This is a genomic window from Candidatus Protofrankia californiensis (assembly GCF_900634765.1).
GTDB classification, from domain to species: Bacteria; Actinomycetota; Actinomycetes; order Frankiales; family Frankiaceae; genus Protofrankia; species Protofrankia californiensis.
In genome coordinates this window covers 23610-37165 of the sequence record NZ_CAAAFT010000129.1, presented here as the reverse complement: position 1 = coordinate 37165, position 13556 = coordinate 23610, and the positions used below count along the sequence as shown (strand labels likewise).

The 13556-nt window shown below is 66.5% G+C and carries 14 protein-coding genes and 1 pseudogene; 8 read left to right on the top strand and 7 right to left on the bottom strand.

Annotation, left to right across the window (positions count from 1 at the left end):
- The first annotated feature begins 180 nt into the window (after positions 1-180).
- Positions 181-2031, top strand: coding sequence for a DNA helicase RecQ (gene recQ / locus DD1DGNOD_RS07935; RefSeq protein ID WP_131769779.1), 1851 nt, complete (start codon positions 181-183; stop codon positions 2029-2031).
- 97 nt (positions 2032-2128) lie between these two features.
- Here recQ and DD1DGNOD_RS07930 read toward each other — a convergent pair whose 3' ends face one another.
- Both DD1DGNOD_RS07930 and DD1DGNOD_RS07925 read right to left on the bottom strand, forming a co-directional pair.
- The gene (locus DD1DGNOD_RS07930) at positions 2129-2380 is read right to left on the bottom strand and encodes a Txe/YoeB family addiction module toxin (RefSeq protein WP_131765932.1); all 252 of its coding nucleotides are present in this window, start codon (positions 2378-2380) and stop codon (positions 2129-2131) included.
- Entirely contained in the window at positions 2380-2625 is a 246-nt protein-coding gene (locus DD1DGNOD_RS07925; RefSeq protein WP_131765931.1) for a type II toxin-antitoxin system Phd/YefM family antitoxin, read from the bottom strand. The genes DD1DGNOD_RS07930 and DD1DGNOD_RS07925 overlap by 1 nt, the downstream gene beginning before the upstream one ends.
- A 165-nt stretch (positions 2626-2790) precedes the next feature.
- Here DD1DGNOD_RS07925 and DD1DGNOD_RS07920 point away from each other — a divergent pair, with 165 nt between their 5' ends.
- Entirely contained in the window at positions 2791-3624 is an 834-nt protein-coding gene (locus tag DD1DGNOD_RS07920; protein WP_131769778.1) for an SDR family NAD(P)-dependent oxidoreductase, read from the top strand.
- A 92-nt stretch (positions 3625-3716) separates the two neighbouring features.
- Here the strand turns inward: DD1DGNOD_RS07920 and DD1DGNOD_RS07915 are convergent, their stop codons facing one another.
- Positions 3717-5228, bottom strand: a complete 1512-nt coding sequence (locus tag DD1DGNOD_RS07915) for an NAD(P)/FAD-dependent oxidoreductase (RefSeq protein ID WP_131769785.1) — start codon at positions 5226-5228, stop codon at positions 3717-3719.
- A 208-nt stretch (positions 5229-5436) separates the two neighbouring features.
- Between DD1DGNOD_RS07915 and DD1DGNOD_RS07910 the strand changes: the two genes are divergently transcribed.
- From DD1DGNOD_RS07910 to modA, 3 genes are all read left to right on the top strand, one after another.
- Entirely contained in the window at positions 5437-6027 is a 591-nt protein-coding gene (locus tag DD1DGNOD_RS07910; protein WP_131769777.1) for a TetR/AcrR family transcriptional regulator, read from the top strand.
- A gap of 394 nt (positions 6028-6421) precedes the next feature.
- Complete coding sequence (locus DD1DGNOD_RS07905; protein ID WP_131769776.1) at positions 6422-6841, top strand: TOBE domain-containing protein; 420 nt, start codon at positions 6422-6424, stop codon at positions 6839-6841.
- Positions 6842-6901: 60 nt separating this feature from the next.
- Positions 6902-7702, top strand: coding sequence for a molybdate ABC transporter substrate-binding protein (gene modA, locus DD1DGNOD_RS07900; RefSeq protein WP_131769775.1), 801 nt, complete (start codon positions 6902-6904; stop codon positions 7700-7702).
- Positions 7703-7877: 175 nt separating this feature from the next.
- On the opposite strand, the pseudogene DD1DGNOD_RS28990 reads toward modA, so the two are convergent.
- Positions 7878-8054: pseudogene (locus DD1DGNOD_RS28990) on the bottom strand (MMPL family transporter); the annotation flags it as partial.
- A 24-nt stretch (positions 8055-8078) separates the two neighbouring features.
- Here DD1DGNOD_RS28990 and DD1DGNOD_RS28985 point away from each other — a divergent pair.
- The gene (locus DD1DGNOD_RS28985) at positions 8079-8213 is read left to right on the top strand and encodes a hypothetical protein (RefSeq protein WP_241251318.1); all 135 of its coding nucleotides are present in this window, start codon (positions 8079-8081) and stop codon (positions 8211-8213) included.
- A 330-nt stretch (positions 8214-8543) separates the two neighbouring features.
- On the opposite strand, the gene DD1DGNOD_RS07895 is transcribed toward DD1DGNOD_RS28985, so the two are convergent.
- Positions 8544-8741, bottom strand: coding sequence for a hypothetical protein (locus DD1DGNOD_RS07895; RefSeq protein WP_131765927.1), 198 nt, complete (start codon positions 8739-8741; stop codon positions 8544-8546).
- Positions 8742-9611: 870 nt separating this feature from the next.
- On the opposite strand from DD1DGNOD_RS07895, the gene DD1DGNOD_RS07890 reads away from it, so the two are divergent.
- Both DD1DGNOD_RS07890 and DD1DGNOD_RS07885 read left to right on the top strand, forming a co-directional pair.
- Entirely contained in the window at positions 9612-9818 is a 207-nt protein-coding gene (locus tag DD1DGNOD_RS07890; RefSeq protein WP_241251317.1) for a ferredoxin, read from the top strand.
- Positions 9819-10331: 513 nt separating this feature from the next.
- Positions 10332-11504, top strand: coding sequence for an aminotransferase class I/II-fold pyridoxal phosphate-dependent enzyme (locus DD1DGNOD_RS07885; protein WP_346434286.1), 1173 nt, complete (start codon positions 10332-10334; stop codon positions 11502-11504).
- Positions 11505-11618: 114 nt separating this feature from the next.
- Here DD1DGNOD_RS07885 and aat read toward each other — a convergent pair whose 3' ends face one another.
- Together aat and DD1DGNOD_RS07875 are read right to left on the bottom strand one after the other, a co-directional pair.
- Positions 11619-12539, bottom strand: coding sequence for a leucyl/phenylalanyl-tRNA--protein transferase (gene aat / locus DD1DGNOD_RS07880; RefSeq protein WP_241255543.1), 921 nt, complete (start codon positions 12537-12539; stop codon positions 11619-11621).
- A gap of 41 nt (positions 12540-12580) precedes the next feature.
- On the bottom strand, positions 12581-13556 hold a 976-nt coding region (locus DD1DGNOD_RS07875; RefSeq protein ID WP_131769784.1), incomplete at its 5' end, for a putative bifunctional diguanylate cyclase/phosphodiesterase.

Genomic DNA, 13556 nt, shown 5'->3' with positions numbered 1-13556 from the left:
GACTCTGGCTCCGCCCACCATGATCGACCGGACACGGCCTAGTGCTGGTTGGGTGCACCGATCCAGCTATCGCGCGAACCCGAGATCCGAGCGCAGACATCGCTGTCCACAGGGACATCGCTGTCCACAGACGCGGACGGCCGCATGCGAGGGGCGGCCGGATGCTCATAAAGTGGCCAGATGACCTCCCCCCTGGTCGATCTGGTGAACGACGCCTCACAGGTACTGCGTCGCATCTTCGGCTACGAGTCGTTTCGAGACGGCCAGCAGGAGATCATCGAGCACGTCATCGGCGGCGGCGACGCGCTCGTACTGATGCCGACCGGCGGCGGCAAGTCGCTGTGCTACCAGATCCCCGCCCTCGTGCGGAAGGGCACCGGCGTCGTGGTGTCACCGCTCATCGCGCTGATGCAGGACCAGGTCGACGCGTTGCGGGCGCTCGGCGTACGGGCGGGGTTTCTCAACTCCACCCAGGAGTTCGACGAGCGCCGTGACGTGGAGTCCGCCTTCCTCGCCGGTGAGCTCGACCTGCTCTACCTGGCGCCGGAGCGGCTGCGCGTCGACGCGACGGTCAAGCTGCTCGACCGGGGCGAGATCGCGCTGTTCGCGATCGACGAAGCGCACTGCGTCGCGCAGTGGGGACACGACTTCCGGCCCGACTACCTCCTGCTGTCCGAGTTGCGTGAGCGCTGGCCGGACGTGCCGACAGTCGCGCTGACCGCCACCGCGACCCCGGCGACGCACGCCGAGATCGCCTCCCGGCTCGGCCTGGAGGACGCCCGCCACTTCGTGGCCGACTTCGACCGTCCGAACATCCAGTACCGCATCGTGCCGAAGAAGGAGCCGAAGGCGCAGCTGCTGGAGCTGCTGCGCACCGAGCACGCCGCAGACGCGGGCATCGTCTACTGCCTGTCACGGTCCTCCGTCGAGAAGATCGCCGACTTCCTGGTGGCAAACGAGATCATGGCGTTGCCGTACCACGCCGGGCTCGACGCGCGCACCAGAGCCGAGCACCAGGCGCGCTTCCTGCGGGAGGACGGCGTCGTCATGGTCGCGACCATCGCCTTCGGCATGGGCATCGACAAACCGGACGTACGGTTCGTCGCCCATCTCGACCTGCCCAAGTCAGTCGAGGGGTACTACCAGGAGACCGGACGCGCCGGCCGTGACGGGCTGCGCTCGACCGCCTGGCTGGCCTACGGTCTCCAGGACGTCGTGCAGTTGCGCAAGCTCATCGACACGTCCGCGGGTGACCTCGCGCACCGCCGGCGGCTGAGCGCCCACCTCGACGCCATGCTCGCACTGTGTGAGACGGTCGAGTGCCGCCGCACCGGGCTGCTCGCCTACTTCGGGCAGCACTGCAGCACCCCGTGCGGCAACTGCGACACCTGCCTGACGCCCCCGCAGTCATGGGACGGCACGGTCGCCGCCCAGAAGCTGCTTTCGGCCGTGCTCCGGCTACAGCGGGAGCGTCGTCAGAAGTTCGGGGCGGGTCACCTCATCGACATCCTGCTGGGCAGGAAGACGGCCAAGGTGATCCAGCGCGATCACGACACCCTGACGGTCTTCGGTATCGGCACGGAGCTCGGCGAGCCCGAGTGGCGGAGCGTGGTACGTCAGCTCCTGGTGCAGGGGCTGCTGGCGGTCGAGGGCGAGCACGGCACCCTCATGCTCACCGACGCGAGCGCCGACGTGCTGCGCGGACAGCGCACAGTCCTGATGCGGCGCGAGCCGGAGCGCGCCGCCAAGGCCGCGTCCACGGCCACGCCCAAGGGCACGAAGCCCCGCCGCGCCGCACCGGCCGACCTGCCGGAGGATGCGATGCCGATGTTCGAACGACTCCGCGCCTGGCGCGCCGCCGTCGCGAAGGAGCAGGGCGTCCCGGCATACGTGATCTTTCATGACGCCACCCTGCGCGAGATCGCGACACGCGTACCAGCCACATTGGCCGAGCTGGCCACCGTCAGCGGCGTCGGTGAGAACAAGCTCGCCAAGTACGGGCAGCAGATACTCGGCACCCTCGCCGAGTGAACCAGGCCCCGTTCGCCCGGATCGCGGCCGGCCGGACGGAACCGCTGTCGGTATGGGCCTGTGTTGTCAATTGTGTCGCGGCGGCTGGACGCCGCTGTCAGTAGTGGTAGCGAACCTGAATGACGACCAGGTCGTCTCCACGCACCTGGTAGACCAGCCGGTGCTCGTCGGTGATGCGTCGTGACCAGTACCCCGACAGGTTCTGGGACAACGGTTCCGGTTTGCCGATCCCGACGGCCGGGTCGCGTGCCGATTCCTCGATCAGACGGTTGATCCGGTGGAGCATCTTGCGGTCGTCGGCCCACAAGGTGTAGTCAGCCCAGGCTCGTGAGGTGAACACAATCCTCATCAGGCCAGCAGGTCGTGTTCCTCGGTCGCGCCGGCGTCAGCCTCGGCAATGCTGGCCGCCAGGTGCGCGGCGTTGGCAGGCGACCGCTGCAGATAGGCGGTCTCCTGCATGGAGCGGAACTGGACCTCGGACACCAGGTAGGCCGAGCCGTGCCTGGACAGGATCTCCACCGGTTCCTGGTCGGCGTTGACCTGTTCGATCAGCGGGAACAGGCGCTTGCGTGCCTCACTGGCGGTGACAGCCATGACAACCTCCAAAGTGGTACAAGATATCGTACCGCTCTGGCTGGAGTCCTGCCGTGCGTCTCGACGACCGTGCCAGTCAGATTTGTGCAGCCAGACTGGTGTTGGTGGCCGCGAGCACGGTGACCTGCCCCCGGTCCCGCCCGTCTCGACCCGCAGGGAGCATTGATGACCGACCCGCGGACCATTCTGATCACCGGCGCCACCGACGGCCTCGGCCGTGCCCTCGCCCACCGGCTGGCCGCGCAGGATGCCACCCTGCTCCTGCACGGCCGGGACCCCGACAGGCTCGACCGCACCGCCACCGACATCGCCGCCACCCACGGCGTGCCACCGCCCCGGATCGTCCAGGCCGACCTGGCCGAGCTGGCGCAGGTCCGCCGGCTGGCCGAGGACGTGCGCACGACGACCGACCGGCTCGACGTGCTGGTCAGCAACGCCGGCATCGGCTCCGGTGAACCCGACGGACGCGACCGGCGCACCAGCGTCGACGGCTACGAACTACGCTTCGCCGTCAACTACCTGGCCGGATTCCTGCTGACCCTCGAGCTGCTTCCCCTGCTGCGTCGATCGGCCCCGGCCCGCATCGTCAACGTCGCCTCCCTCGGCCAGCACCCCCTCGACTTCGACGACCTCATGATCGAGCACGGGTACAGTGGCACGCGCGCCTACGGACAGAGCAAACTCGCCCAGATCATGTCCACCTTCGAGCTGGCCGACCGGCTTCCCGCCGCGGACGTCACGGTCAACAGCCTGCACCCGGCGACCTACATGCCCACCAAGATGGTCCTGGCGGAGATCGGCCACCACGTCGACAGCATCGACACCGGTGTCGATGCCACGCACCGGCTCGTCACCAGCACCGCCCTCGCCACCACGAGCGGCCGGTTCTTCGACCGGACCCGCGAGACCAGAGCCCACGCCCAGGCCTACGACAGCCACGCCCGAGCCGAACTGTGGACGCGCAGCCTCACGCTCGTCGGGCACGCCAGCCCGACCTGACCGCTGCGGGCGCCGCAGCCTGGATCCCACCCGGACGAAATCCCAGGACCGCAGCCTGGGAAACGAGATGGTGAGATACGTCGAACACCACTTCACCCCGCCTTGCGAGGGATTACCGGGGCGTCACGCCCGGTTCCGCGCCGGCCCGAACCGGCGACAGCTCCGGCACTGTCATTATTCGACTTTTCCTCGTGGTATTCCTCTTCGACGTTGACCGTCCAGACGTCATGCCCGGTCTGGTCAAGTATATTTTCGACGGTGAGCATGGCTGTCAGCATCGAATGGTCGGCGTTATTGTACCGGTGCATGCCGTTTCTGCCGACCGGATGCACGTTCGGTGCATGCACCGCCAGCCACTCCCGCATAATCTCGACGTTTCGCCGGTAGTACTGGTCGTAGGTCGGGTACGCCTTGGGTACCCGCACCACGTAACCCGTCTCCACGGCCCCCGGGCGGACCAGACCCAGGACCTCAAGTTCCGCCGTGCCCTGCGCAATCAGATCTGTGTCGGACTTCGTCCACATCTCATCGCCTTCAAAGACGAAGAACTCAAGACCGAGACAGGTCCGCCCTTCCTTGACGAGATAGGGCGACCACGATCCATAGTTCTGGATGCGACCGACCTTCACGCCGAGATCATGGATATAGATCCAGTTGTCGGGGAAGCTGAACTCCTTCGGCACGATGAGCGCGACCGTCAGATAGTCCCGGTACCGCAGATCATCAGCCGCGGCCAACACGTCAGCCGACGGCGGTGGGTCCATGCTCTTGAGGAGGGTTGACAGTGGCATCGAGGAGATCACATGATCGGCCGGCACGCGGTACTCCTCGCCGGAACGGCTGGTGACCGTCACCGCCGTCGCCCTGCCACCCTCGAGGTGGATGGCGGTCACACTGGAATTCATCGTGACCGTGCCGCCCATCTTCTCCACCCTTCGGGCAGCCGCCTCCCACATCATGCCAGGCCCGTATTTAGGATATCTGAACTCCTCGATGAGGCTGGCGATCTCCTTCTGGTTGCGTTTTGGCATGACGGCGTTGATAATTGCGGCGGACAATGACAGGTTTTTTACGCGCTGCGCGGCCCAGTCCGCGGGCATCTCGCTGACCGGAATCCCCCACAACTTCTCGGTGTAGGTCTTGAAGAAGGTACGATAAAGGCGCCATCCGAAGCGGGCCACCAGCCAGGCCTCATAGTTGGTCTGATCCTTCGGTGGCCGCACACGCGCCCACAGGTAGGAGCCGACGGCCAGGGCCGCCTGGCCCACGCCCAGATTACGAAGGGCGTTCACCGCCCTGAGCGGGTAGTCGTACAGCTTGCCCTGGTAGTAGATACGGCTCGTACGAGGCCGCAGGAGAAAATCCTCATCCGGAAGGATGGCATGCCACAGCGCTTCCACCTGAGGGACCTTGGTGAAGAACCGATGACCGCCGATATCGAATCGCCAGCCGTCACGTTCGACGGTTCGACTGATACCACCAACGACGTCATCGGATTCGAAGACCACCACTGGTGCGTTTCGTTCGGCGAGCTGATAGCCAGCCGTGAGGCCGGCCGGGCCGGCACCGATGACGACGGTGCGCGGGATGTCGGGTGAGGGCACTCTCTCTCCTTGATCGACGATCGGCAAAGGGGACGTCCGGCCGTGAACGTCCTGTCGGACCTGCGAGACGCGACGTCCAGTCTAGGCAATATCGTCTAGCTAGATGGACAATCGTGTCCAAGGCTAGCCTAGGCGGGTGTCAGGCGATGCGACCGGCCCCTCGAGAGCAGCACCGGCGCGCGGTCTGCCAGCCAAACGCGAAGCGATCATGAAGGCGGCGCTGGACGTCTTCGTCCGGCAGGGATACGCGGCCACAAGCCTCGACGACATCGCGACAGCAACGCCCGTATCGAGGCAGACTGTCTACAACCACTTCGGGGACAAGGAACGACTGTTCCTCGCGGTCATCGACGCAGAACTCAGGAACACGCTGGAGGCGCTGCAGGAGGCGACCGTCGAATTCCCGAACCACGTCGTCGATGCCGAGGAGTACCTCGGTGGCCTCGCGCGACGCCTCGTCGGGATCCTCCTCAGTCCACGGACCGCGTCCCTGCGGCTGCTCATCCAGACGGAGGCGCCCCGCCAACCACAGCTGCTCGAGCTCTGGCGCAAGCGGGTCTCCACCCCGGTCTGGTCCGCACTCATCGGACACCTCGCACGGCTCGCGCACAGCGGCGCACTGCACATCGACGACCCCGCTCGCGCCGCCGGCCAGTTCATCACCCTGGTCACCGGCACGGTCTGGCAGATGACCGAACTCGGTACCTTCGCCATCTCCGCGCCCCCAACGCTCGACGACCACGAACTGGACACCGCGATCCGGTCCAACGTCGGACTGTTCGTCCGCGGTTACCGATGAGACCTGGATCCAGTACTGATCTTGCGATCAGACCGGCCCCGGGGAGGCCGGCTCATGGTCCGTTTCCCGCCATGAGCATGTACGCAGTGTGACCTTCCTGATCTCTGAGTTCCGCTTCCGCATCTGGCGAACACGGGCATGGGGGGCGGGATCTCCGATCTCCGATCCGGTTCCCACAGCCGCGGATTTCCATCAGGTATCCCGGCGGTGTCACGATGATTATCAATCATCCCCTTCGCCCGTCTTGGCTTGTAACAAGCGCGTCTTGCCGCGATGCTCGAAATACATGATCGAATGCTCTCTTCGCCTCCGTGTCCGCCGGTAGCACACCAACTTCGCGGATCAGGTCAGATATGGGAAGACAAACCGTGTATGCGATCGCTAAGGTGCCTGAGTGACGAATCTGCGGATCTCGGACGCAGCCGGGCTGCCGGATGTCGGTGAGGACACCGTCTGGCGATGGGCGGATGCCGACAGGCGGCCTCTGGTTCAGGGCGAAAGCCCTCGGCAAGCTGTCGAGAGCTCGGTGCCGGCCCAGGTCTGCAAGGAGCACACGGCATCAGCCCACCGGCTTCCGACCGCAGACACGGCGGTTGCGGACGGATCCGCCCGCAACCGCTCCCCCGGGATCATGACCTGTGTCGTCCACGACGGTGTGCCGGCCCAGCTGGAGATGCGGACCGGTACGCATCGGATCGTGTCCCTGGCAGGCCGTACGTCCGCGGACGAACTCGGTCTCGAACCCGGCATGGCCGCCATCACTTCGGTGAAATCCGCCGACGTGGTGATGGAACTTCCTCAGCAACGTCGCTGAACCGTTGTCCGGCCGGCGCCGCGGCTCCGGCGGATATCTCGATGATAGTGAGGGGGACGCGTGAGAACACGTTCGAAATTCTGGGCGCTGTGTGCGCTGCTGTGCGCACTCCTGGTCGGATGTGGTTCGGACACGGACAATGCCAGTCCGGTAGCGCCGTCAGGGGCACCGACGACACAGTCAGTGACCGGGACGGTGACCGTGTTCGCCGCCTCGTCGTTGACCGAGTCGTTCACCGAACTCGGCAAGCAGTTCGAGACGGCACATCCCGGGGTGACCGTGAAGTTCAACTTCGGCGCGAGCTCGGCCCTGGCCACCCAGATCAACCAGGGAGCGCCGGCGGATGTCTTCGCCTCAGCCAGCCCCGCGAACATGACCACAGTCGTCGACGCCGGGCAGGCTGCCAACCCGACGACGTTCGCGAAGAACACGATGGAGATCGTCACTCCGCCGAACAACCCCGCAAACATCGCTTCCGTCGCCGACCTGGCGAAGCCAGGAGTGAAGGTCGCACTCTGCCAGGCCCAGGTTCCGTGCGGCGCGACCGCGGCGAAGGTCTTCTCGAACGCGGGCGTCACGGTCACGCCGAAGACGTACGGCGCCGATGTGAAGGGAGTGCTGACCACCGTCGAACTTGGTGAGGTCGACGCCGGCGTGGTGTACGTCACCGACGCGCAGGCCGCCGGGGCGAAGGTGAAGGGCATCGAGATCCCCAAGGAGCAGAACGCCTCCACGTCCTATCCGATCGCGGTTCTGACCAAGGCGCCGAACTCCCGCGCCGGGCAGGCGTTCACCGCGTTCATCCTGTCCCCCAGCGGTCAGGCGGTGCTTACCAAGGCCGGGTTCTCCTCCCCTTCGTGAGCCGAGTCCCCTCGTGAGCTGAACCGCATTCGGTTCATGGATCTGCCACGGATGCGGGCCTGCACGATCATGATTCTTTCGCGCACGGGCTTCCTCCCGAATCGGCGAAGCCGATTCGGGAGGTCCGGGAGGCCCAGATCCCCCGGCACTATGTGGCCTGTTTGCGGCCAGGGCACTATGTGGCCTCTCGCAGGCCGAGGCGTTCGTGTAGACGTCGCAGAGGTTGCGGTGCCCACCAGTTCGCCCGTCCGGCCAGCCGCATGGTCGCGGGCACGAGTATCGCCCTGATCAGGGTGGCGTCGACGAGAATGGTCAGCACGGCGCCGATGCCGAGCATTTTCGCGAACACGATGCCGACCGGGCTCGCTGCGCGCGGGTGAGCACCGTCATCTTCGGCGCGCTGCTCCCACAGATCGTCGCTACGACGGGCGAGGAACGCACCGCCCTCACGGCAGAGCTCAAGCGGGCCCTGCGCGGCTACCTGGCCGACTACGACCAGCCCGCCATCTGACAGGGACGGCGACCCCCATCACGGGAACGGGAAGGAAGACGGGGACGACAGGAGCGGCATCTCCACCGCTGCGGCACGCACCACGGTGGCCGTCCGGATCGGTCAGGCGTCCGGATCGGTCAGGCCGGGCCGCGGGGATCGGCCTGCCGGCACCGGGTTCGGGCTCCTCGGGCTCGTCGAACCCCCCAGGATGCGACGCACGTATGATCGTGCACTCCGCGCAGACGGTCGGACGGCGTGCACGGCCCTTCACCGCGGTGTCGCCCTGCCGGTTACGGCACCGGCAGGCAGGACAGCGCAGGACCACCAGCGGATACATCGCCGGCTCGGTCACCTTGCCAACGCTCCGCTCCCGCCGCACCAGGCACAGTCGGTGACCTCGGCGCCGTCAAAGTAGCCGTCCCGGTCGCGTTCGAGCCGTTCGACCTCTTTACGGCCGGTACCACGGCAGTGGGGGCAGGTCCGCACACCCCGGTTCGCTCGTTCGGCCTCCTCCCTCCTGGCCTTGTCACGTTTGTCCCGTGCCATGTCACCTCCGTATCCGACAACACCGCCAATGTGACGGAATCGACGATAAAGATGCTACAGACGGAACAGGGCCGGGAACCCCGTACGGACGCCGACGCACCGTTGTCCCTGCCGTGGTCTCCGGACGAGAGCTCCGGCGAAGCGGGTGGTCCGACGTCAGTTCGCCACAAAACGTCGACTCACCTATAAGTCACCCGATGGAGGCGAAGACGGTACGAAAGAAGCATGAGCACGCTGCCTTCGCCCCTGCCGGGGCCCGACATGTGTCCTTTTTCGCCGAGCCGTCCGTCCTTCCTCCCCCAGGAATTCGACGCGGTGGGTGTGGTGCGGATCGGCGAGTGGCACGTCGATCCGCACCACATATCATGTTTCCGGCCGGTAAAAGTATGATGACCCGGTCGTTCCCGGCGGCGGACGGCAGCCGGCCCATAACAGCTTTCGCATGGTCCGGGAAACCCGCAGAAGTGACGCCACCGGGCCTGTACCAGCGGATCCTCGGGCTCCGCCGTCGACAGCCGTGCCGACGACACCGGCTGGATCAACCCCGGGAACTGCGGTTTCAGCCAGGTGGCAACTATCAGTGACAGCTTAGTAACGCAGCTTCCGAGCCGCCCGGAAACGGACCCGGCCGATGTTTCGACCGTCCCCACGACCGGCCCGCGGAGCCGGGTATTTCGACCCACGGCTTTTCCGACCACAGTACCCGGGAACACGTTTTCACCGGCGCCACCCGGACACCGACACCGGCCGACAGCCGGTGGTTCTGCCGATAGAATCTGCTGGGCAGCCACAACGAATGCGCTACAACGAATGCAATGCGCTACAACGAATGCGAGGTGTGATGTGGCGAGCGAAAAGCGTCGACTTCCCATGAACGTCGAGGGACCCTTCTTCGTCGACTCCGAGTGCACCGACTGCGAAAACTGCCGGGGGGTCGCCCCGGACTTCTTCAAGCGCGACGAGGAGCACGAGGTTCATTACATCTGCCGGCAGCCGTCGAACGAGGACGAGGAGGAGATGCTGCTGCAGGCCCTCGAGTTCTGTCCGGCCGAGGCGATCGGGCGAGTGGCGGCCTGACGGCCAGCGGCAGCGCGATCATGTTCCTTTCGCGCTCGGGGTTCCTACCGGATCGGCGAGACCGATCCGGTAGGTCCGGGGGCTGGTCCGGCAGGTCCCGCAGGCCGTGCTTTCCCCGAGGCAGCGAGCGGACGAACCGCCGGTGAGCTGCTGCCAACAGGCCGTGGTATTTCACCGGCAGGGAATCCGACCGGGTTCGCGGGACGCCGTCGGGTAGCGTCCCGCACCCAATCCTCGTCAATCGTAACCATGCGTGGAGCAATATCTACCAATAAGTAGCCAGCCGACGGGCGGGCGACACAACAGCCGGTTACAGCGCCCGGTAACACGGCGATCGTTGAAAATGCAGCTAGCGTGGAAACCCTCGCCTGTTGAGGAGGGAAGTTGTCGAAGACTTCGCAGGATTTACCCTTGCTCCACGCTTCTCCTGAGCGCCCGGAACCACACCGTTGGTTACCGGGTCGCACGCTCGGTCCGATGACCGAGATGGCACGGCTACGGAAAACGCATCCGATGATGGAGGCGATTGTCGACGAGGTCAATGGTCGCCGGATGCGGGTCGGTGACCACTGGTTGACCGACTTCGCGTCCTGCAACTACCTCGGGTTCGACCTCGAACCGGAGATCATCGCAGCAGTACCGGAGTACCTGGCCAGGTGGGGCACACATCCCAGCTGGTCACGGATGATCGCATCCCCGCGACTGTTCATCGAGATCGAACAAGAACTCACCGAACTGCTCGGCGCCGAGGACAGCCTGACGCTTCCCACGATCACGCACATCCATCTGTCGGTCATCCCGGCCCTCGCCGGGCAGGGAACGATCTTCCTCGACCACAACGCGCACCGCTCCATCCATGACGGCTGCATCATGGCCCGGGCCTGGGGCGCGACCGTGCAGCGCTTCGACGACGACAACCCCGCCCAGCTCGAGGAGATGCTGCGGGCCTGCCGGACTTACCCGCGGCTGGTGTGCATCGACGGGTTGAACAGCATGACCGGCAACATCCCGCCCGTGGCAGAACTGGCCCAGGTGACCCGCGCGAACGACGCGCTCCTCTACATCGACGACGCGCACGGTTTCGGCATCATCGGTGAGCGGGGGCCCGGTGAGCTCAGCCTGTACGGCAGTCGCGGCAACAGCCTCATCCGCCATATCGGGGAGAGCTACGACGGAATCGTCCTGGTCGGAGGCTTCTCCAAGGCGTACTCGTCCCTGCTGGCGTTCGTCGCCTGCTCGACCGACATGAAGAACTACCTCAAGGCGACCACCGCCCCCCACACCTTCTCCGGACCGTCCCCGGTGGCATCGCTTGCGACCGTGCAGGCCGGGCTGAAACTCAACGCCAGGCGGGGCGACGCGATCCGAGCGGATCTTCACCGCAAGACAGCCCGGATCCTCGACGGGATGAAGCAGGTCGGACTGGCCTCGCTGAACCGGTCGGGCAGCCCGATCATCGAGGTGCCGATCGGTGCTCCGGACAGCATCGACGCCATAGGGGACCATCTGTTCAACCGGGGGATCTACACCACCCTGGCGCCGTATCCGCTCGTGCCGCGCAACAAGGTGGGATTCCGCATCCAGGTCACCGCCGCCAACACCGACGAGGAGATCAGCCACCTGCTCGAGGTGCTCACCGAAATCGCCGAAATGCTGCCGTACCCCACACCCACCCGCCGCGAATAGCACCCGCGCGACCAGACGCCACGACAGCCGCCCGGGGAACCCCAGGGGAAACACCCAGGGGGAAGAACGCCGAGAGAGCACGCCGACGGATCGGCCGGATCGGCGCGACGCCGGTCAGCTCGTGTCGTGCCCCACGTCTGGACGACCAGGCCCGGCCGGTTCCTGGCCGCTGGACCGGCCCGGCCTGTCGTGCCTGGGTGCCTGCTGCCCCTGTCCCGCCTGCTGCCCCTGTCCCGCCTGCTGCGCATGTCGGGCCGTCCGGACCTGCCGGGCCAGTTCGGCCAGGCGGGTGACCGGCAGACGGTCGCAGCCAAGCCTCACGTCGGCATCCCGCGCCTCACGCAGTGCCGCGAGGAAGCGCTCACGCGGGATCTCGACCGCTCCCATGGATCTGGCGTGCGTGGTGACGAACTGCACGTCGACGAGCCGGCCACCGGCCGGCGCGAACCGCGCGTCGAAATCGACCAGGGCAACCTTGGACGCGTCGGTGCGCACGTGGAACATGGATTCAGCCATGAAGGCAGCGCCGATGAGCACACCGAACATTCCGCCGATGAGCTCGTCGCCCTTCCACACCTCGACGCTGTGCGCCCAGCCGAGCCGGTACAGCTCATGGTAGGCACCCGCGAGCTCAGGGGTGATCCAGGTACGCCGGGTGCCCTGGCCGCATCCGTGGACGACGCCGGCAAACGCCTGGTCAAGGGTGGTCGTCCAGTCGCACGCGCGCATCCGCTTGAACAGCGAGTCGGACACGTGCGCTCGACCGACGGGCAGCACACCACGTGGATCCGGACTCCACCAGACGAGATCGGCCCGTCCCCGACCATCCCGCGACAGGTTGGGTATGCGCCTGGCAGCCACCGCCTGGTCGCGGTGACCGGGCGTGTCCGCCACCGCGGCCGGATCGTCGGCCGGATCGTCGAGCGGCCAGGGAAAGACCCCTCGCCGGTAGGCCCCGACCAGGGTCGCCGGGGCGAGATCGCCACCGAAGGCGACCGGCGCATCGCCGGGATCGGCCGGATCCGCGTCTGCCACGGCGTCCCACAATGACCGGCCGGGATGCCGGGGTGGGCCGGTCAGGTCCACGCGCGGCCCGCGCGAGCAGGTTCGACCCGGTCGACCACCAGGTCGGCCGCTGCTGCCCGGTCTAATCGGGACGACGCACAGTCGCCGTCCTGGGGAGAACACCTGCGGTGATTGCGGTGCCACAGCAGCGGGGTCAGTTCATCGGCAGGCTGGGGGGCGCCCAGATAGAAGCCCTGGGCGAAGTCGCAGCCGTAGTCGGCCAGCCGCCCCATCGCTGTCTCGGTCTCGACCCCCTCGGCCACGATCCGCAGGGCCAGGGAGTGCGCCAGCCCCACCGTGGACTGCACGATGGCAGCCGAGAGCGGGTCGGAGTCGAGGTGCATGACGAACGACTTGTCCAGCTTGAGCACGTCCACCGGCAGCTCTCGCAGGTAGGCCAGGGACGAGTACCCCGTGCCGTAGTCGTCGACGGCGATGCGGACACCCATGTCCCGCAGACTGCCGAGCACGGCCGCGGTCCGGATCCGGTCGAGCATCAGAGCGGTCTCGGTGATCTCCAGTTCGAGGGCCTTCGGCGGAACCCCCTTCATCGTGAGGAGATCCCTGACCTCGGCCGGGAATCCCTTGTCGAGCAGGTTGGGCGCGGACAGGTTGACCGCGACACCGATCTGGAGACCGGCGTCCCACCACCGGCGGCACTGGTCGAGGGCCAGCCCGAGCACCTCAAGGGTCAGCGTACGCATCAGCCCGGTGTGCTCGGCCATGGGCAGGAACTCGTTGGGCTGGAGCAGCCCTCTGGTGGGGTGTTCCCATCGCACCAGGGCCTCCACAGCGTGGCAGTTGCCCGTGCGCAGGTCGACCTTCATCTGGTAATGGAGGCGTAGCTGATCCTGGCCGAGCCCGGCCCGCAGGGTCTCGATGACGTCGAGGCGGTCGAGGATGTGCAGGTCGGCGCCGGGCCGGTAGTACTCGATCTGGCTCCGGGCGGCCTTTGCCGTATACATCGCGATGTCCGCCCGCTGCAGC

Excerpts from the sequence above, each read along its gene's own strand:
- recQ (WP_131769779.1), top strand. The coding sequence starts at position 181 with ATGACCTCCCCCCTGGTCGATCTGGTGAACGACGCCTCACAGGTACTG.
- DD1DGNOD_RS07930 (WP_131765932.1), bottom strand. The coding sequence starts at position 2,380 with ATGAGGATTGTGTTCACCTCACGAGCCTGGGCTGACTACACCTTGTGG.
- DD1DGNOD_RS07925 (WP_131765931.1), bottom strand. The coding sequence starts at position 2,625 with ATGGCTGTCACCGCCAGTGAGGCACGCAAGCGCCTGTTCCCGCTGATC.
- DD1DGNOD_RS07920 (WP_131769778.1), top strand. The coding sequence starts at position 2,791 with ATGACCGACCCGCGGACCATTCTGATCACCGGCGCCACCGACGGCCTC.
- DD1DGNOD_RS07910 (WP_131769777.1), top strand. The coding sequence starts at position 5,437 with ATGAAGGCGGCGCTGGACGTCTTCGTCCGGCAGGGATACGCGGCCACA.
- DD1DGNOD_RS07895 (WP_131765927.1), bottom strand. The coding sequence starts at position 8,741 with ATGGCACGGGACAAACGTGACAAGGCCAGGAGGGAGGAGGCCGAACGA.
- DD1DGNOD_RS07890 (WP_241251317.1), top strand. The coding sequence starts at position 9,612 with ATGAACGTCGAGGGACCCTTCTTCGTCGACTCCGAGTGCACCGACTGC.
- DD1DGNOD_RS07885 (WP_346434286.1), top strand. The coding sequence starts at position 10,332 with ATGATGGAGGCGATTGTCGACGAGGTCAATGGTCGCCGGATGCGGGTC.